Source organism: Nocardioides sp. (assembly GCF_024509035.1).
Classification (GTDB): Bacteria; Actinomycetota; Actinomycetes; order Propionibacteriales; family Nocardioidaceae; genus Nocardioides.
This window is the reverse complement of sequence record NZ_JANINT010000237.1, coordinates 1-24,931: the sequence shown is the minus strand read 5'-3', so window position 1 is coordinate 24,931 and position 24,931 is coordinate 1. Positions and strand designations below refer to the sequence as shown.

23 protein-coding genes and 1 pseudogene are annotated in these 24,931 nt (G+C 72.8%); 11 read left to right on the top strand and 13 right to left on the bottom strand.

All coding sequences use genetic code 11. The annotated features are described in order from the left end of the window. The coding region (mraZ, locus tag Q0L15_RS16705; protein WP_296605582.1) for a division/cell wall cluster transcriptional repressor MraZ at positions 1-429 on the bottom strand (429 nt) is incomplete at its 3' end. A gap of 486 nt (positions 430-915) precedes the next feature. Here mraZ and Q0L15_RS16700 point away from each other — a divergent pair. From Q0L15_RS16700 to Q0L15_RS16690, 3 genes are read left to right on the top strand one after another with little or no spacing between them, the layout of a single operon-like run. Further along, positions 916-1,890 carry a MoxR family ATPase gene (locus Q0L15_RS16700; protein WP_296605581.1) on the top strand — a complete coding sequence of 325 codons (975 nt, stop codon included), beginning with the start codon at positions 916-918 and terminating at the stop codon, positions 1,888-1,890. A gap of 25 nt (positions 1,891-1,915) precedes the next feature. Further along, positions 1,916-3,190 (top strand): DUF58 domain-containing protein, encoded by a 1,275-nt coding sequence (locus tag Q0L15_RS16695; protein WP_296605580.1) that lies wholly within the window; start codon positions 1,916-1,918, stop codon positions 3,188-3,190. Continuing rightward, entirely contained in the window at positions 3,187-5,595 is a 2,409-nt protein-coding gene (locus Q0L15_RS16690) for a DUF3488 and transglutaminase-like domain-containing protein (protein ID WP_296605579.1), read from the top strand. The genes Q0L15_RS16695 and Q0L15_RS16690 overlap by 4 nt, the downstream gene beginning before the upstream one ends. Before the next feature lie 272 nt (positions 5,596-5,867). On the opposite strand, the gene Q0L15_RS16685 is transcribed toward Q0L15_RS16690, so the two are convergent. From Q0L15_RS16685 to Q0L15_RS16665, 5 genes are all read right to left on the bottom strand, one after another. Next, positions 5,868-6,323, bottom strand: coding sequence for a DUF3040 domain-containing protein (locus Q0L15_RS16685; protein WP_296605578.1), 456 nt, complete (start codon positions 6,321-6,323; stop codon positions 5,868-5,870). 148 nt (positions 6,324-6,471) lie between these two features. Then, entirely contained in the window at positions 6,472-7,248 is a 777-nt protein-coding gene (locus tag Q0L15_RS16680; RefSeq protein WP_296605577.1) for a methyltransferase domain-containing protein, read from the bottom strand. A gap of 34 nt (positions 7,249-7,282) precedes the next feature. Next, on the bottom strand, positions 7,283-8,452 hold the full coding sequence (locus Q0L15_RS16675) for an endonuclease (RefSeq protein ID WP_296605576.1): 1,170 nt from the start codon (positions 8,450-8,452) through the stop codon (positions 7,283-7,285). A gap of 73 nt (positions 8,453-8,525) precedes the next feature. Next, the gene (locus Q0L15_RS16670) at positions 8,526-8,957 is read right to left on the bottom strand and encodes an SAV_6107 family HEPN domain-containing protein (protein WP_296605575.1); all 432 of its coding nucleotides are present in this window, start codon (positions 8,955-8,957) and stop codon (positions 8,526-8,528) included. A 221-nt stretch (positions 8,958-9,178) separates the two neighbouring features. Continuing rightward, a complete protein-coding gene (locus Q0L15_RS16665; protein ID WP_296605574.1) occupies positions 9,179-9,628 on the bottom strand; it encodes a hypothetical protein in 450 nt (149 codons plus the stop codon). Between the two features lie 59 nt (positions 9,629-9,687). On the opposite strand from Q0L15_RS16665, the gene Q0L15_RS16660 reads away from it, so the two are divergent. From Q0L15_RS16660 to Q0L15_RS16650, 3 genes are read left to right on the top strand one after another with little or no spacing between them, the layout of a single operon-like run. Further along, positions 9,688-10,161: a YbaK/EbsC family protein gene (locus Q0L15_RS16660; RefSeq protein WP_296605573.1), complete on the top strand. Its 474-nt coding sequence runs from the start codon at positions 9,688-9,690 to the stop codon at positions 10,159-10,161. Continuing rightward, complete coding sequence (locus Q0L15_RS16655) at positions 10,161-10,517, top strand: ArsC/Spx/MgsR family protein (RefSeq protein ID WP_296605572.1); 357 nt, start codon at positions 10,161-10,163, stop codon at positions 10,515-10,517. Before Q0L15_RS16660 ends, Q0L15_RS16655 begins: the two co-directional genes overlap by 1 nt. A gap of 36 nt (positions 10,518-10,553) precedes the next feature. Then, positions 10,554-11,852 (top strand): NAD(P)/FAD-dependent oxidoreductase, encoded by a 1,299-nt coding sequence (locus Q0L15_RS16650; protein WP_296605571.1) that lies wholly within the window; start codon positions 10,554-10,556, stop codon positions 11,850-11,852. 24 nt (positions 11,853-11,876) lie between these two features. On the opposite strand, the gene metF is transcribed toward Q0L15_RS16650, so the two are convergent. Then, entirely contained in the window at positions 11,877-12,767 is an 891-nt protein-coding gene (gene metF, locus Q0L15_RS16645; RefSeq protein ID WP_296605570.1) for a methylenetetrahydrofolate reductase [NAD(P)H], read from the bottom strand. A gap of 63 nt (positions 12,768-12,830) precedes the next feature. Here metF and Q0L15_RS16640 point away from each other — a divergent pair, with 63 nt between their 5' ends. Then, complete coding sequence (locus Q0L15_RS16640) at positions 12,831-13,907, top strand: polyprenyl synthetase family protein (RefSeq protein ID WP_296605569.1); 1,077 nt, start codon at positions 12,831-12,833, stop codon at positions 13,905-13,907. A gap of 4 nt (positions 13,908-13,911) precedes the next feature. On the opposite strand, the gene Q0L15_RS16635 is transcribed toward Q0L15_RS16640, so the two are convergent. Next, positions 13,912-14,283 (bottom strand): Rv2175c family DNA-binding protein, encoded by a 372-nt coding sequence (locus Q0L15_RS16635; RefSeq protein ID WP_296605568.1) that lies wholly within the window; start codon positions 14,281-14,283, stop codon positions 13,912-13,914. Positions 14,284-14,467: 184 nt separating this feature from the next. Between Q0L15_RS16635 and pknB the strand changes: the two genes are divergently transcribed. The 4 genes from pknB to Q0L15_RS16615 all read left to right on the top strand — a co-directional run bounded on the left by pknB (position 14,468) and on the right by Q0L15_RS16615 (position 19,349). Further along, positions 14,468-16,459 (top strand): Stk1 family PASTA domain-containing Ser/Thr kinase, encoded by a 1,992-nt coding sequence (gene pknB, locus Q0L15_RS16630; protein ID WP_296605567.1) that lies wholly within the window; start codon positions 14,468-14,470, stop codon positions 16,457-16,459. A 14-nt stretch (positions 16,460-16,473) separates the two neighbouring features. Further along, positions 16,474-17,355, top strand: a complete 882-nt coding sequence (locus Q0L15_RS16625; protein ID WP_296605566.1) for a deoxyribonuclease IV — start codon at positions 16,474-16,476, stop codon at positions 17,353-17,355. Continuing rightward, positions 17,352-18,236 (top strand): DMT family transporter, encoded by an 885-nt coding sequence (locus tag Q0L15_RS16620; protein ID WP_296605565.1) that lies wholly within the window; start codon positions 17,352-17,354, stop codon positions 18,234-18,236. Before Q0L15_RS16625 ends, Q0L15_RS16620 begins: the two co-directional genes overlap by 4 nt. 228 nt (positions 18,237-18,464) lie before the next feature. Next, the gene (locus Q0L15_RS16615) at positions 18,465-19,349 is read left to right on the top strand and encodes a zinc ribbon domain-containing protein (protein ID WP_296605564.1); all 885 of its coding nucleotides are present in this window, start codon (positions 18,465-18,467) and stop codon (positions 19,347-19,349) included. 130 nt (positions 19,350-19,479) lie between these two features. Here the strand turns inward: Q0L15_RS16615 and Q0L15_RS16610 are convergent, their stop codons facing one another. From Q0L15_RS16610 to Q0L15_RS16590, 5 genes and pseudogenes are all read right to left on the bottom strand, one after another. Then, entirely contained in the window at positions 19,480-20,148 is a 669-nt protein-coding gene (locus Q0L15_RS16610; RefSeq protein WP_296605563.1) for a hypothetical protein, read from the bottom strand. A 44-nt stretch (positions 20,149-20,192) separates the two neighbouring features. Further along, entirely contained in the window at positions 20,193-21,188 is a 996-nt protein-coding gene (locus Q0L15_RS16605; RefSeq protein ID WP_296605562.1) for a GntG family PLP-dependent aldolase, read from the bottom strand. Positions 21,189-21,303: 115 nt separating this feature from the next. Further along, complete coding sequence (locus Q0L15_RS16600) at positions 21,304-22,641, bottom strand: class II 3-deoxy-7-phosphoheptulonate synthase (protein ID WP_296605561.1); 1,338 nt, start codon at positions 22,639-22,641, stop codon at positions 21,304-21,306. Between the two features lie 85 nt (positions 22,642-22,726). After that, positions 22,727-24,181: an APC family permease gene (locus Q0L15_RS16595; RefSeq protein WP_296605560.1), complete on the bottom strand. Its 1,455-nt coding sequence runs from the start codon at positions 24,179-24,181 to the stop codon at positions 22,727-22,729. Between the two features lie 88 nt (positions 24,182-24,269). After that, positions 24,270-24,931: pseudogene (locus Q0L15_RS16590) on the bottom strand (pyrophosphate--fructose-6-phosphate 1-phosphotransferase); the annotation flags it as partial.

Below are 24,931 nucleotides of genomic sequence, written 5' to 3'. Positions count from 1 at the left end.
CGGGTGCGGCGCGGGCTGCTCGTCGAGCTCGGCGAACTTCGCCTGGGCGCCGGCCGAGTACTCGCGCCAGCGGGCCGGGTCCCAGATCTCGATCCGGTCCATGACGCCGATCACGACGACGTCGCGGTCGAGCCCGGCGTACTCGCGAAGCGGGGCCGGGATGCTCACCCGCCCCTGCTTGTCCGGGGTGCCCTCGTCGGCACCCGCGAACAAGATGCGGGCGTAGTCACGCGCGCCACGCACCGTCATCGGCGTCGCCTGCGCGCGCCGTGCCTCCTCCATGAAGACGTCCGTGGGCCACACGACCAGGCAGTTCTCCTGACCTTGCGTCACCACGAGCCCCTCCGCGAGCCGATCCCTGAACTTGGCCGGGAGGAACAGCCGCCCCTTGTCGTCGAGCTTCGGGGTGTAGGTGCCCATGAAGAACATCGGGCGCCTCCACTCCGGCCCTCGACGGGCCCTTCCTCCACTTCGCACCACTTTACGCCACTTTCCTCCACCGTCAACCACTTCACGCGTGTCGACGGGCCCGATCGCGGCGTGCTGCCGCCGGCCGGGCCGGCTCCCCTGCCAGCCGTGGGCGCGACGGACCGACATCGGGTGCGGGTCCCTCCGTACGCATCCGTGCAGGTCAGCGCGCTGCAACGACGGCCAGCGGGCGGTGGTGTCACCCGTGGTGGAGCGCCGGTGGGGAGGGATCGCGCCGTGGTGGAGCGGAGTGGAGCGCCGGGTGGAGGACGTGGTGGAGGACGTGGTGGAGCAGGGCGGGCGGCGGACTCGATCGAACCGGCGACGCAACCAAACCGTGGTCCCAGGAGTCGGATCGAGCGGGTGGAGACGCCTGCGGGTTCGCGGCACGACTACCGTGGGCCCCACCGGTGACACGGGTCACTCGGGACGGGAAGGGACGCAGACGTGGGAACTGAAGCGGGGGGCGCGGACCTCCAGACCTTGGCGCGGGTGATCGGCCGCGTGCGTGGGAACGTCGAGCGAGTCATCGAGGGCAAGCCCGACGTCGTCAACGCCTCCCTGGTCGTGCTGCTCGCGGAGGGTCACCTGCTGATCGAGGACGTGCCGGGGGTCGGCAAGACCCAGCTCAGCAAGGCCCTGGCCCGGAGCATCGACTGCTCGGTACGACGCATCCAGTTCACCCCCGACCTGCTCCCGTCGGACGTGACCGGCGTGTCGGTGTTCAACCAGAACACGCGGGAGTTCGAGTTCCGCCCCGGCGGCGTGTTCGCCAACATCGTCGTGGGCGACGAGATCAACCGCGCCTCGCCGAAGACGCAGTCCGCGCTCCTGGAGTGCATGGAGGAGCGCCAGGTCACCGTCGACAACACGACCTACCAGCTCGAGCAGCCGTTCATGGTGATCGCGACGCAGAACCCCATCGAGATGGAGGGCACGTACGCGCTGCCCGAGGCCCAGCGCGACCGCTTCATGGCACGGGTCTCGGTCGGCTACCCGGTCGAGGCCGCGGAGATCGCGATGCTGGCCTCCCACACCGGCGCGAACCCCCTCGACGACCTCGAGCCGGTCACGGACGCCTCCGAGCTGCGCAAGCTGATCGGGATCGTCGGCCAGGTCTACGTCTCCGAGGCCGTGCAGCGCTACGCGGTCGCGATCGCCGCCGCGACCCGCCGTTCCGACGAGCTCACCCTGGGCGCCTCGCCGCGCGCGACCTTGCACCTCGTGCGCGCGGCCAAGGCGGTCGCAGCCATGGACGACCGCGACTACGTGCTGCCCGACGACGTGACCCGGCTGGCCCGGCCGGTGCTCGCGCACCGGCTCCTCCCGAGCGTCGAGGCCGCCATGACCGGACGCTCCACGACGACCATCCTCGACGGGATCGTCGCCGCCGTGCCCGTCCCCGACCGATCCGCACGCTGAGCCCCGGCGAGAGAAGGTCCCAGCGATGAGGGAGGCACTGGCCGGGCTCACCGTCCGCGGGCGGGCGTTCCTGGCCGCGGGCGTGACGGCCATCGTGTGCGCCGTCCTGCTCGACCAGGAGGCGCTCACGCGGGTCGGCGTCCTGGTGCTCGTGCTCCCCCTGCTCACCGCGTGGGTCGTCGGGCGCAACCGCTACCGGCTCGCCCTGGTCCGCACCGTCACCCCCCAGCTGGTCGCGGCCGGCCAACCGGCGCGGGTCTCGCTCACCCTGAGCAACGAGGGCCGCACTCCCAACGGCACCCTCCTGCTCGAGGACCACGTCCCCTACGTCCTCGGGACCCGCCCCCGCTTCGTCGTGGAGGGCATCGGCTCCGGGTGGCGGCAGACGGTCAGCTACCAGGTCCGCTCCGACGTTCGCGGGCGCTTCGAGATCGGCCCGATGTCGGTGCGGATGACCGATCCGTTCGGCCTGGTCGAGCTCGGGCGGACCTTCCGCACCACGGTGCCGCTCACGGTGACACCGCGCACGGTGCTCCTCCCCCAGATCCCGCTCGGCGGGGCGTGGACCGGCTCCGGCGACAACCGCCCGCGGGCCTTCGCGACCGGCAGCGCGGAGGACGTGACCGTCCGCGAGTACCGCCAGGGCGACGACCTGCGCCGGGTCCACTGGCGCAGCTCGGCCCGGCTCGGTGAGCTGATGGTCCGCCGCGAGGAGCAGCCGTGGCAGTCGCGAGCCACCCTCTTCCTCGACAACCGCGTCCAGTCCCATCGCGGCCAGGGCATCGCCTCCTCGATCGAGGCGGCCGTCTCGGCCGCCGCGTCCATCGCCGTCCACCTCAGCCATCGCGGGTTCGCCGTACGCCTCGTCACCGCGCTGGGCGAGGACCCCACCAACGCCTGGCACCTGCGCGACACCGACCTCAACACCGGGCCGCTCATGGAGGCGCTCGCCGTGGTGCAGCCGGTCCAGCAGCCGCGTCTCGACACGGCCTGGCTCGCCGAGGGCGCCCATGGCGGCCTGACCGTCGCCGTCTTCGGCGGCATCCTGCCGCCGGACCTCCCGATCCTGCGTCGGATGCAGCACCAGTCCGGCTCCGCGCTCGCGATCGCCCTCGACGTGGATGCCTGGACCGGCGCCGCGGCCGGTTCCTCGGCCACCCAGGCGCTGGGTCAGCAGGGGTGGCGGGCCGTCTCCCTCGGCCCGCGCGACCGCCTCGATGCGGTCTGGCAGGAGCTCGGGCACACGAGTGCGCAGAGCTCGCGCGGCATCGCCGCCCCGGCAGCGGGAGCGATCCGATGATCCACTCGCTCAACCGGACGCGCGGCTCGCTGGCCGCCAGCACGACGCTGGCCGGCGTCGCCGCGGCGACCACCCTCGTCGCCATGTACGCCTGGCGCGGCTTCGCCGAGCGACCAGGTGGGTTCTTGAACCCGCTGCTCCTGCTGGGGATCGTCGTGGCCGCCACGGGCACGGCGACCCGCTGGTGGCGGTGGCCCGTGCCGGTGGTGGTCGCCACCCAGGTCGTCACCTCCGGCGTCGTGGCGACGCTGCTGATCACCGGCGAGGTGGTCCTGAACGCCGCCGTCCTCGCCGAGGTGCGCACCGCCGTCGGTGACGCCATCGACAGCGCCCAGGGGTTCGCCGCGCCCGTGCCGGCCACCGAGGCCCCGATCGACCCGCTGCTGATCCTCTGCGGACTGGTCTGCCTGCTCCTGGTCGACCTCCTCGCGTGCTCGCTGCACCGGGTGCCCCTCGCCGGGCTGCCGCTGCTGACGATCTACACGATCCCGGTCAGCCTGGTCGAGGCGCCCATCGCCTGGTGGGTCTTCGTCGGCACGGCCGGCGGGTTCCTCGGCCTGCTCTTCCTCCAGGAGTCCGAGCACGTCAGCCGGTGGGGGCGCCCGATCGCCGAGGACCGCGAGACCGGCGACCCCATCTCCTTGGGGGCGGGCGCCCACGCCGTACGCCGGACCGCCGGCGGCATCGGCGGGGCCGCGACCGCGCTCGCGCTGGTGCTGCCCCTGGCCGTCCCGACGCTCGGTCTGCACGTGTTCGACTTCGGCCCCGGCAACGGCGAGGGCGACGACATCCGGGTCGACAACCCCGTGGCCGACCTGGTCCGGGACCTCAGGCGCGGCGAGGACACCGACCTCGTGCAGATCACCACGACCGATCCGCACCCGGCGTACCTCCGGATCCTCGCGCTCACGAACTTCACCGACACGGAGTGGACGCCGGGCGATCGCGACGTGCCCGTCGCCAACAAGGCCGACGGCCTCATCCCTCCGCCCCCAGGCGTCGACGCCGAGGTCAGCCGTCGCGAGGTCCCCTACGACGTCACGGTGCTGCCGGCCTTCAAGTCACGGTGGCTGCCGACGCAGTACCCCGCCAGCAACGTGCAGGCCGAGGGCGACTGGCGCTACGACGACTCCACGATGGACTTCCTGGCCGTCCCCTCCGACCTCACGACCTCCGGCCTGCACTACACGATGAGCGGGCTCGAGCTCGACCTCAGTGCCGAGCGGCTGCGCAACGCGGCCCCGTCCACCGGCAAGGTGGAGGAGCTGTTCACCGACTTCCCCGCCGACATCCCGCCGATCGTCCGCGAGCTCGCCGCGAGCGTCACCCAGGGCAAGACCACGCGCTTCGACAAGGCGGTGGCGCTCCAGGACTGGTTCCGCTCCACCGGTGGGTTCGAGTACTCCCTGCGGAGGGCCCCCGCCGGCAACGGCTCCGACGCGCTCGTCGCCTTCCTGACCGAGGGTCCCGACGGCCGCACCGGCTACTGCGAGCAGTTCGCCTCGGCCATGGCGCTGATGGCGCGGGTGCTCGGCATCCCCTCCCGGGTCGCGATCGGCTTCCTGACGCCCGACTCGATCGGGCCCAACACCTGGATGTACAGCTCCGACGACATGCACGCCTGGCCCGAGCTGTACTTCCAGGGCTCGGGCTGGGTCCGCTTCGAGCCCACCCCGGCGCGCCGGGCCTCCGGCGTGCCGTCGTACACCGTCAACGGGCTGCCCGACGACCTCGGCCCCTCCGACCCGGCACAGACCCGGTCGGCCTCCGTCGCCCCGGGCCCCACCAACCGGCCGACGCAGAGTGCGGACGCCGCCGGTGACAAGGCCGCCGACGAGTCGGACGACGCCGGCGTGCACTGGCGCCCCCTGCTGGCCACGCTCAGCGGCATCGCCCTCCTCGGCGCGCTGCTCGCGGTGCCGAACCTGGTGCGGCGCCGCCGGCGCGCCGGTCGGCTGGCCACCGCCGACCCGGAGCTCATCTGGACCGAGCTGCGCGACACGGCTGTCGACCTCGGGGTCCCGTGGGCCTCGGGCCGCTCGCCGCGGGCGACGCACGAGGTGCTCCTCGGTTACCTGGGCGAGCCGGTCGGCCCGCACACGCTCGAGCGGCCCCCGCGGGGCGCCCACACCTCGCCCGAGAGCGAGGCGGCGCTCGGTCGGATCGTCACCCACCTGGAGCGACTGCGCTACTCCCGCTCCCCTGCCGAGCCGGACCGCGCCCGGCTGCGTTCCGACGCCGAGACCGTGATCGCCTCGCTGGCCGGCGGCTCGACCCGCGCGACGCGCCGGCGGGCGACGTGGTGGCCGCGATCGGTGCTCGACCTGAGCCTGCGGCGTCCCGCGCGCACCACCCCGGGCACCGTCGAGGCGAGGTACGGCGGGGTCGTCGACCACGCGGGGTGACACCTGGCGGCATTCTGAAGGTCGACGTTGCGACCGACCTTCCAGGCCGCCGCCTCAGCGGGTCTGTCGGCCGCGACGGTCTCGCCGAGCCCACGCAGCGAGCTCGTTCCTCGCTCGCTGCTGCTCGGCGATCTGCGCGACCGTGGGGGCGACCCGATCAGCCGAGCCGATGCTCCGGTCTCGATACGCCGGTCGCGGCTTCGTTCCTCAGCCGCGCGGCTACTCGACCTGGCGCAGGCTTCTCGTCCGGAGCGAGCTCCGGACGAGAGCGCTCAGAACCCGCCGTCTTCGCGGCGGCGGCGCCAGCGCTCGTCCATGCGCTGCATGAAGGAGTGGCCCGAGTGGCCGGAGCGGCCGCGCCGCGGACGCCGGGTGCGACCCGAGCGACCACCGTCGACGACGGTGAAGCCGCCGCGGCTGGGGTGCTGGATCGTGCGCGGGTCGGCGGCGGCCGGTGCGTGCTGGCCGCGGATCGCGGTGAGCGCGACGGTGGCCGAGCCCAGCATGATCACGAAGCCGACGATCCCGACCGGGGTGATCTGCGCGACCGCGCCGGTCATCAGGACCACGACGCCCAGGACGAAGCAGGCACCGGCGATGATCGCCCGGCGACGAGCGGAGCGGCGGAACGCCGTACCGCGCAGCGTCGAGGCGAGCTTGGGGTCCTCCTCGACGAGGGCTCGCTCCATCTGCTCGAGCAGTCGGAGCTCCTCTTCCGAGAGTGGCACCGTTCCTCCCCACCAGTCTTCGCCGTCTTGCCGCCGCACGTCGGCCGGCGCCTCAAGTCTAGGCAGCGCTTGGTCATCGCGGTAGGCGGGTTCCAGAAAATCGTGACCGAACCGTTCCCGCCGCGAGCGCCGGCGAAACGCCGGACCCTCAGCCGGCGAGGACGTGGAGCTGCGCCGCGAGTGGCCGGAACTCCGGACGCACCGAGACCGCGCGCTCCAGGTCGACCAGGGCCGCGGTGGCTCCGGGCTCCAGGTCGAGGAGTGAGCCGGGCACCAGGTCGGCGAAGACCCGGACGCCGTGGACCGCGCCGACGGTGAAGCCCGCCGCCTCGAGCAGCCCGGTCACCTCGACGTCGGTGAAGCGTCGACCCGAGCGACCGGTGCCGGCGTCGCGGGCGCTCGAGCTCGCAGGACCGCCGTCGAGCAGCGCCAGCGCCTGCGCGAAGTGCCCGGCCATCGCGCGAGTCACGACCGCCGCGTGGCGCTGACCGACCAGGAGGCTCAGGGTGCCGCCGGGACGCAGCACCCGGCGCAGCGTGGCCAGCGCGGCCGCGGGGTCCTCGACGACCTCGAGCACGCCGTGGCAGAGCACGACGTCGGCGCTGTCCGGGCCGGTGACCTCGAGCAGCGTCGACAGGTCGCCCTGCTGGCCCTGGACGGTGACGCCGAGCTCTCGCGCCCGGCGGTCCAGCGAGGCGAGGGCGTCAGGGCTCGGGTCGACGACCCTGACCCGGTGCCCGAGCTCGGCCACCCGGACGGCGAGGCCTCCGGTGCCACCGCCGATGTCGAGGACGTCGACAGCGTCGCCGTCGAGGACCGGTCGCAGCGCGTCCCAGACGACGGAGGTGCGGGCCGCGTTGCGCCGCTCGCTGGGCCGCTCGCTGAGCCGATCGGTGGGCCGATCGCTGGGCCGGTCGTGAGGCATGACCCCACCCTAGGGCCCGACCCGCCCGGCGGGCTCACCAGATCGTGTCGGCCCACTCGGGGTGGTCGATGAACGGGTTGCGATTGTGCTGGTAGTCGTCGTAGATGACGTCGTTGCGACGCATCTCGAGCGCGCTCGGCGGATCCTCGGCGTTCCACCGCAGCAGCACCGAGAGCCGACCGATGTGCGGGCTGGTGCCGTTGCCGACCAGGTCGTTGACCTCCAGGTCGGGCCAGCCGTCGCCGCCGTCGTAGCGCACCGACATGTAGAAGATCATCCGGGCGACGTCGCCCTTGACCGCGTCACGCGGCTCCCAGGAGTCGGCATCGGCGTAGTTGCCCGGCGCTTCGGCGTTCTGGCTGCCACCTTCGTCGAAGTCGAGGTTGCCGCGCGCCGAGTTGACCGTGACGTCCTCGGGCCGGAGGTGGTGGAGGTCGGTGCCGGGCCCGGTCGCGGTGCCGAAGTCGCCGTGGGACTTGGCCCAGACGTGCTCACGGTTCCACTGGTCGACGCCGCCGCCGTTGTCGCCGGCGGGCAGGGAGAACCCGCTGTAGAGGCAGATCACGTGGCTGGGGTTCGCGGGGTCGCGGTCGGTCACCTTCAGCGCGTTCCAGACCGCGTCGTAGGACAGCTTGGTGACGCCGGTGGAGATGATCGTGTGCAGCGCGGACTCCAGCGCGGCGCCGGACTTGCCGATCGCCGAGGCGTAGTAGGTCGCGTCGTACTCGCCGCTCCCCCCGGTCGGCGGCGGGTCGCCCGGGGTGGTCGCCCCGGCGAAGGCGAAGGCCGAGCTCGAGGTCAGGCCCGGACGTGAGAAGTACGCCGCGAGCGTGCCGGTCACGTCGACCTGGCGCCCCATCAGCCCCGGGTTGCTGCGCAGCCCCCAGACCGAGCGGAACGCGCTGGGCACCTGGACGTAGATCATCCGGGAGGTGTCCGTCGTGCCCGGTGCGTCGGCGAGCGCGAGCGCGTAGTCGTTGGGGAAGCCGCTGGTGACCACCGTCGTCGACGAGGTCGGCTGTCCCACGACATAGCCCCGGACCGTCGCCGACGACCCGTCCTGGGTGGCACGCGCCGTCGCCACGGTGATCGTCGTGGCCGCGTCTGCGGGAGCAACGGGGACGGCGGCGGTGCCGGTGAGGACGAGGAGGAGGGCGACGAGGATCCACTGCGCACGGCGGCGCGGCCCGAGGGTCTGACGCATGCCGCCAGCCTGCCCGGCGGCAGGCCCACCGCGCATCGGGGGAAATCCCTTGTCCTGCGCGGCTCGGCGCTCGTCAGCCGGCGCGCATCGCCGCGGCACGCGGCGGCGTGGACGTGTGGGGCACCAGCCCGAGCGAGCGCTCGACGACGGCGAGGAACCGGTCGGCATCGCGTACCAGGTCGTCGGCCTCACGCTCGGAGACCGCGCGGGTCGACCCGGCCTCGGCCGCCGCGCGCTTGGAGGCACCGGCCGCGAAGAAGCGCGCCCACTCGGCGAGCTCGGGCGCCACCTCGGCCAGCAGCACCCAGGCGTTGCGCTGGGAACGACGGCGCGCCGGCTCGGGATGGGCGCGAGCGGCCAGGAGCGCCGCGGCGGCCCGTAGCGCGGCGACGTGGGCGCAGGCGTAGCGGGTCGGCACCTCGGAGGCTGCGATCGCCTCGCTCAAGGACTCGGCGGCGCGCGCGAGGTAGGAGTGCGTGGTGGCCGGCAGGGCATAGGGGTTCATCGACGATCCTCTCCGTCGACCCCAGAGCGGCGACCCCTCACTCGTCCCGGCGCACCGGGCCCGGCGGGGACGGGGGTCGAGGTCGTCCCCGCCGGGTGCGTTCGAACGCTTGTTCGAACACACCCAACGGTACACCTCTCCGCCCGCGGGTCGTCAAGACCGGGCGTCGACCGCCCGCCCCCTGGGGTGCGTCGTCGCGTCGCCGCCGGGGCGGACAGGCGTCAGGAGCGGACGCTGTCGACCGGCGCCGGGTGGGTGTACTCGCGCGAGTCGGGGTGCCAGAGCAGCCCGGCCGCGACCAGGTCGAGCACCAGGGAGACCAGCGACAGGACCACGAAGAGCACCGGCGGGTTGGCCCGCAGGCTGGCGAGCGTGGCGATCGCCATCAGCAGCACCAGCGCGCTGAGCAGCACCCGCGCCCAGTTGTGCCCCTGCCCGAGGAACATGATGAGGACGACGGCCAGCATCGCGACGACGACGAACATCGTGATCGCCACCGGAGCGAAGGCCGGCGGCTCGACCGAGCCACCGTCGGTGCGGTCCGCGGCCCACGAGGCGTCGAGGTCGTCGGAGAAGACGAGCGTGAGCAGAGCGGTCACGCCGCTCGTCACGATCAGGCCCACCAGCACCCAGATCGCTGCGGTCAACGCTCCCGGCCGCTGCGGCGTCATCCGCGCTCCTCTCCCCTGTCTGTGCCCACGAGCTCCTGGAGAGCCTAGGGTCTCGCTCCATGACCACCGAGCACCCGACGATCACCCGGTTCCGTGAGGACCACCGACGCCGTGGCGGCGCCGGTGACGTCGTCATCCTGCCCGACTCCGTGCACACGGCGGCACTCGCCGCCGAGGCCCTCGGGTGCGAGGTCGGGGCGATCGCCAACAGCCTGCTCTTCGACGCCGACGGATCGCCGGTGCTCATTCTGACCTCCGGCGCCCACCGCGTCGACACCGCGAAGGTAGCCGCGCTGCTCGGTGTGACCAAGCTCAAGCGCGCCTCGCCCGACTTCGTCCGCGAGCACACCGGGCAGGTGATCGGCGGCGTGTCGCCGATCGGGCACCCGGGCCCGGTCCCGACGTACCTCGACGGCTGGCTGCGTCGCTACGAGGTCGTGTGGGCGGCCGCCGGCCACCCGGCCGCGGTCTTCTCGACGACGTACGACGAGCTGGCGGCCATGACCGGTGCCGCGACGATCGAGGTGGAGTGATGGAGATCTGGATCAATCCCGCGTGCTCGAAGTGCCGCACGGCGCTCGGCGAGCTGGACGCGGCCGGGGCGGACTACACCGTGCGTCGCTACCTCGAGGACCCGCCGACCGCGGCGGAGCTGGGCGCGGTCGTGGACCGTCTCGGGCTCGAGCCCTGGGACCTGGCCCGGGCCAAGGAGGCGCGCGAGGAGGGCATCGACCTGCCGCGCGACGCGGCCCACCGGACCGAGTGGCTCGAGGCGCTGGCCGCCCGTCCGCGGGCGATCCAGCGCCCGATCATCACCGCCACCGACGGCACCACCGTGGTCGGGCGCGACGAGGAGTCCCTGCGGCGGGTGCTCGACGCCGAGGCCTGAGCTCGAGGCGCGGGCGCCGCCGTTAGGGTTCGGCCCATGGCGCGCGTCGTGGTGATCGGTGGCGGCTTCGGCGGCCTGGCCTCCGCGGTGCGGCTGGGCAAGCTCGGGCACGACGTCACGCTCGTCGAGCGCTCCCCCGAGCTCGGCGGTGCGCTGAGCGAGGTGAGCGCCGACGGGTTCTCCTGGGACGCGGGGCCGACGTACACGCTGCTCCCGGCGGTGGTCCGCGACCTGTTCCGCAAGTCCGGGCGGCCCCTCGAGCGTGAGCTCGACCTCGTGGAGCTCGACCTGGTGCGCGAGCACCGCTTCGAGGACGGCACCGCGGTACGGCTCACCTCCGGCCGCGCGCCCCAGCTGCGCGCCTTCGACGAGCTCGGCCCCGGGCTGGGACAGCGGTGGGTCGACCACGTCGCGTCGTACGGCGAGGACTGGGACGTCGTGCGGCGCGGCTACCTCGAGAACCCCTGGGACCGCGACCACCTCCCCCGCGAGCTCGCGGCACGCCTGGACAGCCGGGAGTCGCTGGCCAAGCGCCTCAAGCGCACGTTCAAGGACGAGCGGCTGCGGATGGTGGCCGGGCACCCGTTCGTCGCCGAGGGCCACGACCTGCGCAACGTCCCCGCCTGGATGGGGATCTCCGCGTACGTCGAGCAGCGGTTCGGCGCGTGGACGATCGATGGCGGCATGAGCCGCCTCGCTGCCGCGCTCACCACGCGGCTCGGCACGCGCGGCGTGACGACGATCGTCGCGACCGAGGTCACGGACATCGTCGTGCGCGAGGGCCGCGCGGTGGCGGTGCAGACGCCCGGCGGCGAGATCGACGCCGACGCCGTGGTCTGCGCGATCGACCCACGACGGCTGCCGGCGCTCGCGTCGTACGTCGCCCGATCGATGCCGGCGATCCCCCCGGTCGTGGTGCACGTGGGGCTGGACGAGCAGGCGCCCGACCTGCCGCACGAGCTGGTGCTGCACGGCGACCCGATGCTGGTCGTGCGCACCGGCGGCCGCGCTCCCGCGGGCGGCGCTGCCCTGACGATCCACGGTCGCGGCCGGCTGTCCGAGGACGTCCTGCGCGCGCTGGCGCGGCACAGGATCGACGTGCGGCCCCACGTGGTCGCCCGGGTCGACCGCAGCCCGCGGGACCTGGTCGAGCGGTGGGGTGGCTCTCCCCTGGGCGTGCTGTGGGAGGGCCGGCAGACCGTCCGCCGCCGGCTGGGTCCGACGACACCCGTGCCGGGCGTCTACGCCGCCGGCGCGCACGCGACGCCCGGCTCCGGGCTGCCCTTCGTCGGTCTCTCCGCCGCCTTGGTCGCCGCCGCGATCGGGCCGGCGTGACCCGGGCCCGGCCCGAGCCCGGCCTCAGACCGTCAGGTTGAGCGCGGCGAAGATCTCGCGCGTCGCCTTGGACCGGTTGAGCGTGTAGAAGTGCAGGCCCGGCGCTCCGCCGGCGAGCAGCTCGTCGCACAGCTCGGCTGCGATCGTGATGCCCTCGGCGCGCATCGCCACCGGATCGCCCTCGTGGGCGGTGATGCGGGCCACCACCTCGCGCGGCACGTCGGTGCCGATCAGCTCGCCCTGGCGGCGGATGTTGGCGAGGTTCAGGATCGGCATGATGCCGGGCAGGATCGGCAGGTCGACGCCACGCGAGCGCACCCGCTCGACCAGCGCGAAGTAGTCCTCGGCGCGGAAGAACATCTGGGTGACCGCGAACTCCGCACCGGCGCGGGCCTTCGCGACGAGCACGTCGGCGTCGTGGTCGAGCGACTCCGCCGAGGGGTGTCCCTCGGGGAACGCGGCCACACCGATGCTGAAGTCACCCCGGCTGCGCACCAGCCGGACCAGGTCCTCGGCGTACGTCAGGCCGCCCTCGGTCGGCGTCCACGGCGCGCGCGGCCCCTCGGTCGGGTCGCCGCGCAGCGCCATCACGTTGCCGATGCCGACCTCGGCGTAGGCGTCGAGGATGCCCTCGAGCTCGGCCCGGGTGTGCCCGACGCAGGTGAGGTGCGCCATGGCGGTCAGGGACGTCTCGGCGGCGATGCGGCCGGTGATCCGCACGGTGGAGTCGCGCGTGGAGCCGCCCGCGCCGTACGTCACCGAGACGAACGTCGGCCGGAAGGGCTCGAGCTCGCGGATCGCCTGCCAGAGCTGGTCCTCGCCTGCGGCGTCCTTGGGCGGGAAGAACTCGAACGAGAACGACTGCTCGCCCTCACGGACGAGGTCGCCGATGCGTCGAGCCCCGTGGTTCGCCATGCCGGGAAGTCTAGGGACGGGACCGGCCCCGTCCGGGTGGCGTCCACTGGATAGTCTCGCCGGGTGGTGGCGACGGAGCGGGAATGGGACGGATCGGGCTTCCGCGCGCGCGTCCAGGCGGCGTTGGACACCTTCATCGAGCAGCAGGCCACCGTCCTGGCTCCCTTGGGCCCCGACGCCGCGCGACTGGTGCATGAGGCGCACGCCTCGGTGTCGGGAGGCAAGCGCTTCCGAGCGGCGTTCTGCTACTGGGGGCACCGGGCCGTGGCGGCCGAGGTCCCCGACGAGGACGCGCTCGTCCGCGCCTGCGCCTCGCTGGAGCTGCTGCACGCGAGCGCGTTGGTCCACGACGACCTCATGGACGCCTCCGACACCCGGCGCGGCCGGCCCGCCACGCACCGGCTCTTCGAGAGCGAGCACCGCGGGTCGCAGTGGCGCGGCGATCCCGAGCAGTACGGCGCGGCCGCGGCGATCCTGCTCGGCGACCTCCTGCTGAGCTGGTCCGACGAGCTGCTGCGCCGGTGCGGCCTGCCCATCACCCAGGTGGCGCCCGCGCTGGAGGTCTTCGACCGCTGCCGCGCCGAGGTGATCGCCGGTCAGTTCCTCGACGTGTCGGTGCAGGCGCGCGGTCGTGCCGACGTCGACACGGCGATGACCGTGCTGCGCTACAAGTCCGCCAAGTACTCCGTCGAGCGGCCGCTGCACATCGGCGCGGCCCTGGCGGGTGCCGACGACCGCACGCTGGGTCAGCTCTCGGCCTTCGGCCTGCCCCTCGGCGAGGCGTTCCAGCTGCGCGACGACCTCCTGGGGGTCTTCGGGGATCCCGAGGCCACGGGCAAGCCGGCCGGCGACGACCTGATCGAGGGCAAGCGCACCGTCCTGGTGGCGCTGGCCCTCGACGCAGCCGCTCCCGCCGCCGCGGCCCTGCTCGACCGGTCGCTCGGCACCGCGTTGGACGTCGAGCAGGTCGCCGAGCTGCGCGGCATCATCGACGGGTCCGGGGCGCACGCCCAGGTCGAGGCCGTCATCGAGGAGCTCGCGGCCCACGCCGTGGCCGCTCTCGACAGGGCCGACATCGACGAGGGCGCGCGCGAGGTGCTGCGCCAGCTGGCCGCGGCCGCGACCCAGCGGGTCGTCTAGAGACTCACAACGCCATGGCCTGCGCGCGGCGCTTGGCCTCCGAGCCGCGGTTCTCGCGCAGCGCGTCGATCGGACGGCCCGGCAGGTCGTCGTCGGTGAACAGCCAGGCGATGCACTCGCGGTCGTCGTAGCGGCCGTCGTGGAGCATCGTCAGCAGGCCGGGCAGGCCCTTGACGACCAGGCCGTCCTGGATGAAGTCGGCGGGGATCTGCTGGCCCGCTCCCGGAGTCGGCACGGCGGCGGCGAGCTCGTGCTCGCGGATCATCGTGCGCACCTTCGCGACGGTCACACCCAGGCGGTCGGCGGCCTCGGACCAGTCCAGCCACTCCGGGACGAGGGCGGCGAGGTCGGCGTCGGCGAGTCGTGACTGGTTCATGGGACCAGTCTCCCACCGTGGCCCACGCCACGCCGGGAGCGGCTCAACGCGCCGCGGGCGGCCATCGTCCGTACGATGGACTCTCCTGGTCCTTCCCCATCAGGAGCGCAGGAGGGTCGCTGTGCCGCCAGACCGGCAGTCCGATCGGCACGCCCGCACGGGCGCCGACGCGGCTGGCGACCCCATGATCGGCCGCCTGCTGGAGGGCCGCTACCGGATCGGCGCCCGCATCGCGCGCGGCGGCATGGCCGGCGTCTACGAGGCCACCGATCTGCGCCTGGACCGCACGGTCGCGGTCAAGATCATGCATCCGGGCCTGGGCGACGACGACGAGTTCGCCGCGCGCTTCGTGCGCGAGGCCCGCTCGGCCGCGCGGCTCTCGCACCCCAACGTGGTCGCGGTCTACGACCAGGGCGACGACCACGGCACCGTGTTCTTGGCGATGGAGCTCGTCGACGGCATCACCCTGCGCGACGTGATCCGCAAGGAGGGCCCGATGTCGCCGGCGCGGGCGCTCGCGCTGCTCGAGCCGGTGCTCTCCGCCCTCGCCGCGGCCCACCGGGCCGGGATCATCCACCGCGACGTCAAGCCCGAGAACGTCCTCATCGCCGCCGACGGACGGGTCAAGGTCGCCGACTTCGGCCTGGCCCGTGCGGTCAGCGCGGACACCCAGCACACCGCGACCGGGGGCGTGCTCATCGGCACGGTCTCCTACCTCGCGCCCGAGCTGGTGGTCGACGGTCGCGCCGACGCGCGCGCGGACGTCTACGCCGCCGGGGTCGTGCTCTTCGAGCTGCTGACCGGCGCCAAGCCCCACGAGGGCGAGAGCCCCATCCAGGTCGCCTACAAGCACGTCCACGAGGACGTGCCCCCGCCGTCGAGCCTCGAGCCCGGCATCCCGGCGTACGTCGACGCGCTGGTCGCCCGGGCCACCGCGCGCGACCGCAGCCTGCGCCCGGCCGACGCCGGCGTCCTGCTCCACCAGCTGCGCCGGGTCAGCCACGCGATCGCCGAGGGCGTGCGCGACGACCCGGAGCTCACCGCCGACCTCGCCCCGCTGCTGGTCAAGGCCGAGCCGGTCGAGGCGCCCTCCCCCGACGACACCGCGGCCGACCCGTTCGACTCCCGCGAGCTCGCCACCTTGCTGACGCCCCAGGAGCTGGTGGCCGAGGTCGTCGCCGACCGCACCACGCCGATCCGCACCCTCGACCGACGTCCCGACACGCCTCCGGCTCCGCCGACGGGGCCGCCCGCCACCCGGCGTACCCCGCCGGGTCGGCCGCGCCGGTCCCGCCGGGGCCTGGCGCTGCTGCTCGCGGCGGTGCTCCTGGTCGCCGGCGTCGGCACCGGCGCGTGGTGGTTCCTCGACGGCCGCTACACCTCCACGCCGGGCGTCCTCGGCCTGAGCCGTGCCGCGGCCGAGCAGCGTCTCGAGGACGCGGGCCTCGAGGTCGCCTGGGGCGACAAGGCCTACTCCGAGACCGTCCCGGCCGGCGACGTCGTCGCGACCGACCCCGCGCCGGGCTCGAAGATCCTCGACGGGGGCACGGTCACCGTCGTGCTCTCGCTCGGCAAGGAGCGCTACGACGTCCCGAAGCTCAAGGGCATGACCGTCGACGAGGCCCAGGACGCGCTGGCGCAGACCCACCTGACCTACGGCACGACGACCGAGAAGTGGTCGGACACCGTCGAGGAGGGCGTGGTGATCGCCTCCTCCCCCAAGGCCGGCACGACCCTGCGCCCCGACGCCGCCGTCGATCTCGTCGTGAGCAAGGGCCCCAAGCCGGTCAAGCTCAAGGACTGGGTCGGGAAGGACGCCGACGAGGCCGTCGCCTGGGCGAAGGGCAAGGGCCTCGACCCCTCGATCAGCGACCGGGAGTACTCCGACACCGTCGCCGAGGGCGACGTCATCTCGATGGACCCGCCGTCGGGCACCGTCCTGCACCGCGGCGACGGCGTGTCGTTCGTGGTGTCCAAGGGTCCGCGCCTGATCGAGGTCCCCTCGGTGCGCGCCCAGGGCGTCGCGGACGCCACGCAGACCCTCGAGGATCTTGGCTTCGAGGTGGTCACCCAGAACGCGCCGGGCTACCTCGGCCTGGGCTTCGTGTTCTCGCAGAGCCCGGGCGGCGGCGAGATGGTGCCGGTGGGGTCGACGATCACCCTGAGCATCATCTGAACTAGCGTGTGCGGGTGCTCGACCCGGCCCTCCGCAATCCCATCGGAACCCACGTCCTGGTCGGCAAGGGCCTCGTCGACGGAGCGGTCGCCAACGCCGACCTCGTCGGCGCGGAGACCTTCCAGGTCTTCACCGGCAACCCGCGCGGCTGGGCGTTGAGCGAGGGCAAGCCGGCCGAGGACCACCGGTTCCGCGACCTCATGGGCGAGCGCGGCACGCGGGTCTTCATCCACGCGCCCTACCTGGTCAACCTCGGCTCGCCGACGCCGGCGACCTACGAGCGCTCGGTCGCCTCGGTGGCGCACAACCTCAAGCGGGCCGCCGAGATCGGCGCCGAGGGCGTCGTCGTGCACACCGGCTCGTACGTCGTCCCCGGCGAGGGCGACACCGAGGAGCGCCACGCCGCGGCCATGCGCCAGGTCCGTGAGGGTCTGCTGCCCCTGCTCGACGCGCTCGGCGACGACGGCCCGTGGCTGCTGCTCGAGCCGACCGCGGGCCAGGGCCGGTCGCTGTGCGCCGGCGTCGAGGACCTGGCGGCGTACCTCGCGGCGCTCGACGACCACCCGCGCGCGGGGGTCTGCCTCGACACCTGCCACGTGTTCGCTGCGGGCGCGCCCCTCGACGAACCCGGCGGCACCACCGCCACCGTCGACCGGATCGTGGAGATCGGCGGACCCGGCCGGCTGCGACTGGTCCACGCCAACGACTCGATGGACCTGCGCGGTGCGTTCAAGGACCGCCACCAGCGGATCGGCGAGGGGCACATCGGTGAGGACGCGTTCGTGGAGCTCTTCGCACACCCCGCCACCGAAGGCGTTCCGTTCATCCTCGAGACGCCCGACTCGCGCGACGCCGACACCCGCGACATCCCGCTGCTGAAGAAGCTGCGCGGATGAGGCGCACCACGCTGCTCGCCACCGCGGCGCTGCTCGGCATCACCGCGTGCTGGGGCTCGACGTTCTTCCTCATCCACGACCTGCTGGACCGGATCCCCACGCTGGACTTCCTCGCGGTGCGCTTCACGATCGCGGGCGCCCTGCTGCTGGCGGTCGCGCCGCGGGCCGTGCGCCGGCTCTCCCCCGACGCCCGCCGTCAGGCCGCGGTGCTCGGGGGCCTGTACGGCGTCGCGCAGATCCTGCAGACGGCCGGCCTGGCACACACGCCCGCGAGCGTGTCCGGCTTCATCACCGGCATGTACGTCGTGGCCACCCCGCTGTTCGCCGCCGTGCTGCTGCGCAACCGGATCACCGGGGTCACCTGGCTCGCCGTCCTCCTCGCCGCCGCCGGGCTCGGGGTGCTGACCCTGCAAGGCTTCTCGGTCGGGTACGGCGAGGCACTGACCCTCGTCGCCGCCATGCTCTACGCCCTGCACATCGTCGGGCTCGGCGCGTGGTCCAACAGCCAGGACGCCCTCGGCATGTCGATCCTCCAGGTCGTCATGGTGGCCGTGATCTGCCTGGTCGCCAGCGCCCCGCACGGCATCGTGCTGCCCGACAACGGCCAGGACTGGCTCTCGGTCCTCTACATGGCCGTGTTCCCGGCGGCACTCGCGCTGCTCGGCCAGACCTGGGCCCAGGCCCACCTCTCGGCGACGCGCACCGCGATCGTGATGAGCATGGAGCCGGTGTTCGCGGCGTTCTTCGCCGTCCTGCTCGGCGGGGAGTCGGTGACCACGCGCATGCTCGTGGGCGGACTGATGGTCCTCGCCGCGATGCTGACCGTCGAGCTGGCCCCGCGGCGCAAGGTGGAGGGCGAGGTGCCGCACATCGCCGTCTGACGCGGGGGCTCCGGCGAACGTCCCGGTCACCGCTGCCCATTGGTCCTAGTACCCGTCATTCGCCCGCGAGCGGCGCCGGCAGCGACCTAGCCTGTGGCGGTCCGAGGGTGCTCGTCGCCCTCCCCCGCAGCGCAGCGGCGGGTGAAAGCACTGGCACCCTCGGGCCTCCACGCGCGACACCCACTACTCTGCTCGCGGGCCACGCAGGGCGGGCCCGCGAGGAGTCCGATGAAGCACTGTGTGAACTGCGGTCACGAGCTGGGGGTCGGCCGCTTCTGCACGAACTGCGGCCATCCCGTCGGCCGCGTCCCCAGCGACACCGGCTGGCGCACCGACACCGCCGAGCGCCCGGCCGTCTCGTCGACGCCGCGGTTCCCGCTGTTCGCCGACGAGGTGGAGCAGCCACCGTCCGCGGTCCCGCCGTACGCCGAGCCGCGCCGCCCCAGGCCACCCTGGGCGATGTGGGCGATCGTCGTCGCCGTCCTCGTCGTGGTCGCCGGACTGGGCCTGTGGCTGCTCGTCGGTGGCGACGACGGCGGCACCACCGCCCGTCCCGACGGCGGTCGCACCGATCGGGCCGAGACCGCCACGGAGTCGCCCGCACCCGGCGACGCCTCCCCACCGGGCGACCCGGCGGACGTCACCGCCACCGCGACCGTCGAGGCTCCGGCGACCGCACCGCCGGGCCAGGACGTGCAGGGCAACCGGGTCGACTACGAGGCCACGAACATGCTCGACGGCGTCCCCGAGACGACCTGGCGGATGGCCGGCGACGGCACCGGCGCCGAGATCGTGCTGACGCTGCCCGACGCCACGCGGCTGCGCAGCGTCGGCCTGGTCAACGGCTACGCCAAGACCGCCACCGACGCGCGCGGACGCGAGCTCGACTGGTACCACGGCAACCGTCGGGTCGAGCGGGTGGAGTGGGTCTTCGACGACGGCACCACGGTCGGTCAGGACCTGACGGACTCCACGGACATGCAGTCCGTGGACGTCGACGTCACCACGACGACGGTCCGGTTGCGGCTGGTCACCGTATCCGCGCCCGGCACCGGTCGGGCCGCGCGCGACTACACCGCGATCAGCGACGTCTCACTGGTGCGCGCCGGCTAGGGACTGTTGACCAAGTCTCGGTCGAGCTGAGCGTCGTCAGGTGCGTGCGCTGGCAAGGCGCCGTCGCGAGGGCATACCGGGTCGTCTGTCGAGCGGCGGCAACGCAGCCAGCGTGCGTGCATGGCGGCGGTCAGCCGACCAAGGCTTGGTCAACAGGCCCTGACTGGGCCTGTCGCGACCAGGGCATCGGCTCCTCCTCGCTCAACCGGCCCGCGCGGCGCAGCCGGTGGACCACCAGCGCCGCCACGACCGCGCCGAGCGTGCCGAGCCCGAGGTCGCCGAGCGTGTCGGCGTACGCGTCGATCCGCTCGGGGGAGGTGCTGAGGAACGCGAAGTACTCGGCGATCTCCCAGGCCAGGGCGGCTGTCACGCCGATCGCGAGAGCGCGCTCCACGTGCGCCGCGCGGCTGGCCGCGCGCGGCAGCGTGAGCAGCAGCGCCGCCGCGGCGAAGACGCCGGTGTTGGCCAGGTGCACGACGTCGTCGAACCAGCGGATCGTGTCGTAGAGGTCCATCCGGTTGCCGAGCGTGTCGGTGAAGCAGGTGAGCGTGACGAGCAGGTCGGCCACCCACGGGAACGACACCCGGTCGCGCCAGAACAGCCACCATGCCGCCGGCAGCACGAACGCCATCGCCGGATAGCCGACCGCGCGCATGCCGGCACCCTTGCCGCGCAGGTTGCCCAGCTCGGGGTTGGCGATCGCGACCCACAGCAGGACGACCAGTCCGGCCTTCGCCAGCACGTCGAGGGTCCGGACGACGGACGGTGTGCTGGGTTCGGAGGCCACCGTGTCCGTCATGCACCGATCCTAGGTGGGCCGGCGCGCGGCCGCGGACCCGGTCCTCAGGAGAGGCGGGAGAGCACCGCCGCCGCGTGCTCCGCGTGCTCCCGGGTGACGTCGAGGTGGGTGACAAGACGCACAGCCGCCGGTCCGACGGCGGAGATCAGCACGCCCTCCGCGCGGGCAGCGGCCACGAAGTCGGCGGCATCGGGTCGGCGCACGACCACGATGTTGGTGTCCACGGTGGCCGGGTCGACCTCGCATGCCTCGGCGAGCAGCCGGGCGTGTGCGTGGTCGTCGGCGAGCCGCTCGAGGTGGTGGTCGAGCGCGTGCAGGCCGGCCGCCGCGAGGATGCCGACCTGGCGCATGCCGCCGCCCATCCGCTTGCGCCAGATCCTCGCCTCGGCCACCGCGTCGCGGCTGCCGACCATGAGCGAGCCGACCGGGGCGCCGAGCCCCTTGGACAGGCAGACGGACAACACGTCCGCCACCGCGCCGTACTCGGCCAGCGGCGTGCCGGTGGCGACATGGGCGTTCCAGAGCCGCGCGCCGTCCATGTGGACCCCGATGCCCACCCCGGTGGCGTACTCGCGCAGGTCGCGCAGGTCCTCGAGGGGGAGCACCGCTCCTCCGGCGAAGTTGTGGGTGTTCTCGACCGAGATCGCTGCCGTCGGCACGAAGAACGGGCCCATGTCGGGCGCGAAGATCGTCTCGATCGCCCCGAGGTCGACCTGGCCCCGCGGGTGGATCCAGGTGCGCATCGTCAGGCCGGTGTAGGCACCGTGGGCACCGAGCTCCGCGCGCGCGATGTGGGCACTGGCCTCGCAGAGCACCTCCTGGCCCGGACCGACCAGCGAGCGTACGGCGAGCACGTTGGCCATCGACCCGGTCGGAGTGAACAGCGCCGCCTCGTGGCCGAGCAGCCCGGCCACGTGCTCCTCCAGCCGCGCGACCGTCGGGTCCTCGCCGTAGACGTCGTCACCGACCTCGGCGGACGCCATCGCCGCCCGCATCTCCTCGGTCGGCTTGGTCAGGGTGTCACTGCGCAGGTCGATCACACCGCCATCCTGCCAAGGGTCGCCGCGGTGGTCGCACGCACCTGACGGATCTGTCGCTCACCCGCCGGGAACCCAGCAGGTGCGTCAGGTGCGCGCGGGAGACAGCCGCGCGCTCTCAGGCTTGCCTGAGCATCTCCGCGACGAGGAACGCCAGCTCGAGGGACTGCACGCGGTTGAGCCGCGGGTCGCAGACGGACTCGTAGCGGTTGCCGAGGTCCATCTCGAGCAGGTCCTCGCCACCACCGACGCACTCGGTGACGTCGTCACCGGTAAGCTCGACGTGCAGCCCGCCGGGCCAGGTGCCGAGCGAGCGGTGGACGTCGAAGAAGCCCTGGACCTCGTCGATGACGTCGCCGAACCGCCGGGTCTTGTAGCCCGAGCTCGCCTCGAAGGTGTTGCCGTGCATCGGGTCGCACACCCACGCGACCTCGAGGCCCGCTGCGGTGACCTTCTCGACCAGCGTGGGCAGCCCGTCGCGGATCTTGCCGGCGCCGAAGCGGGTGATGAACGTCAGCCGCCCCGGCTCGTTGTCGGGGTTGAGCTTGGCGGCCAGCGCCAGCGCGTCGTCCGGCGAGGTCGACGGGCCGAGCTTGACGCCGATCGGGTTGCGGATGCGGCTCATCAGCTCGACGTGCGCGCCGTCGAGCTGGCGGGTGCGCTCACCGATCCACACGAAGTGGCCCGACACGTCGTACGGCGAGTTGGTGCGCGAGTCGATGCGCGTCATCGCGTGCTCGTACTCGAGCACCAGCGCCTCGTGGCTGGAGTGGAAGTCGACCCGGTGGAACTCGTCGGGGTCGGCACCGATCGCCTGCATGAACGTCAGCGCGCGCTCGATCTCGTTGGCCATCGCCTCGTACTGCTGGCCCACCGGCGACTCGCGCACGAAGTCGGTGTTCCAGGTGTGCACCTGGCGCAGGTCGGCGTAACCACCGGTGACGAACGCGCGCACGAGGTTGAGCGTCGCCGCCGAGGAGTTGTAGACGTCGACGAGCCGCTGCGGGTCGGGGATCCGCGCCTCGGGGGTGAAGTCGTAGCCGTTGACGGCGTCGCCCCGGTAGGCCGGCAGCGTCACGCCGTCGCGGGTCTCGAGGTCGGAGGAGCGCGGCTTGGCGTACTGGCCGGCGATCCGGCCGACCTTCACGACCGGCACGGACGCGGCGTAGGTCAGCACGACCGCCATCTGCAGCAGCACCCGCAGCTTGTTGCGCACGTTGTCGGCGGTGACGCCGGCGAACGTCTCGGCACAGTCGCCGCCCTGGAGCAGGAACGCCTGGCCGCGCGCGACCTGGGCGATCTTGTCCTTGAGCTCGTCGCACTCACCCGCAAACACCAGCGGCGGTGCCGTCCGCAACCGCTGGACCGCCGAGTCGACGGCGGCGCGGTCGGGGTACGACGGCTGCTGGGCGGCGCCCAGGGCGTGCAGGGTCGCGAGGTCGGGGATGGTGCTCACCGCTCCAGGGTACGGCGGTGGGCCACCGGGCCCCGATTCGGTGAGCGGACGCGAGACGGTTCAGACCCCGGGCGTCACGCCCCGGTCACTCACCCAGATGCTCGATGTCGCGGAAGCCGGTCTTCTTCGCGCGCACGCCGCGGTTGGTCAGCCAGGTGAACAGCCACAGCACGAACCCGACGGCCAGGAGACCGACCGCGATCCTGTACTGGATGTAGTCGGCCTCGAGCCGCGCCCATGGGCCGAGCAGGTAGGCGCAGGCCACCGCACCCAGCACCGGGAACAGTGTCGGGGCGCGGAAGCGGCTCGGCGTGGGGTCGCGCCGCAGGATGAGGCAGGCCACGTTGACGACCGTGAAGACCGCGAGCAGCAGCAGGGCGGTCGTCCCCGAGAGGGCGACCACGATGCTGCTCTCCGACTGCAGCCGGACCACGAGGATCAGCGCGAGCGCCAGCAGCGTGGTGAACGCGATCGCGGTGTACGGCGAGCGCCGGGTCGCCGAGACCCGGCCCAGGCTGCGCGGCAGCACGTCCTGGTGGGCCATCCCGTAGACCAGTCGGCTGGCCATCAGCATGTTGATCAGTGCGGTGTTGGCGACCGCGAACACGGTCATGAACGGGAACAGCTTGTCGATCGGCAGGTCGGGCGCGCCCACGCGGACCACGTCGAGCAGGACCCCGGCCTCGGGGTTCTGCGGCGAGGCGATGTCCCCGGCAGGGATCACGGCGACCACCGAGATCGCCACCAGCATGTAGATGACCACGGCGATGCCCAGGCCGGTGAGCATCATCTTGGGGAAGATCCGCTCGGGGTCCTTGGTCTCCTCCACCATGTTCACCGAGTCCTCGAAGCCGACCATCGAGAAGAACGCGATCGCGGTCGCGATCGTCACCGCCGCGAACATGCCCTTCTGGTCCGGGCTCTCGAACACCGTGATGCGCGAGACGTCGCCGTCGCCGCGCCCGACCACCCACAGCCCGATCGCGATCACGATCGCCAGCGCCGTCATCTCGACGAGCGTGAGCACCACGTTGAACTTCACGCTCTCGCCGACTCCGCGCAGGTTGATCATCGCCAGCAGCAGCATGAAGCCCAGCGCGACGAGGAGCGTCGCGGTGTCACCGGTGGGCACCCCGGGCAGCAGCTCGTCGAGGCCGACCAGGAGGTTGGCCGAGAGCAGGCTCGAGGAGGTCGCCGCACTCGTGATGCCTGAGCACACCACGGTGAACGCCACCAGGAACGTGACGAAGTGGATGCCGAACGCCTTGTGCGTGTAGAGCGCGGCGCCGGCGGCCTGGGGGTACTTGGTGACCAGCTCGAGGTAGGAGAAGGCAGTCAGCGTCGCCACCGTGAACGCGACGAGGAACGGCGCCCAGGCGATGCCGCCGACCTGTCCTGCGATCTTGCCGGTGACCGCGTAGACCCCCGAGCCGAGGATGTCGCCGACGATGAACAGCAGCAGCAGCTTGGGGCCCATCACCCGTTTGAGATCGGGTGTGGGGCCGTTGACGTCGACGGTCTCTGCGGTGGACGCAGTCATCGCGGTCTCCTCGGTCGGGGTCGGATCCTTGAGGATCGTTCCCCAACCGAGGGCCGCTTCAACCCCACGCGAGGCGGGGTGGGGTCGATCAGTGCTCCGAGGGGACCGTCTCACCCATCGGCTGGCCGATGCCGTCGAGCAGCTCGCCGAACCACGGCACGGAGGTGTCGAAGACCTTGCCGCCCTTGATCCGCGGGAACTCGCAGACCCGCAGCTCGTCGCCGGCGTCCTCGTCCTGGCCGACCACACCGCTCTCGCCGCGCAGCGCGGCGTCGACGGCCAGGTCGGAGCAGGCCCGGATCAGCGCGAGGTCCTCGTCGTTGGCGGCGGCGGAGCGGGAGAAGTAGCCGCTCTTCTGCACCATCGTCTTCTCGGCGTCGATCAGGTGGCCGAACTGCTTGGCGAACCACGCACCGGGGTTGATCGTGTCGATCTTCACGTGGCCGAACGCGTCCCGCTTGGGCTCGTCACCGCGGGCGATCATCTCCTCCACGATCGTGGACACGCCGGCGCCCTCGGAGAGGAAGATGTTCACGCAGCCGGTCTCGTCCATGACCTTCTTGAGCCGCTCGGCCTCCTCGGCGATGTCGAAGGCGAGCTCGGGCACGTAGACCGCGTGCACGTCCCAGTGCGCGGCGGTGTTGTTGCCGAAGCCCGAGAACTCCTGCTCGGCGACCCACTCGCGGAACTTCACGGCGGTCGCGGCGGTCAACCAGCCGCAGTTGCGACCCATGACCTCGTGGATGATCA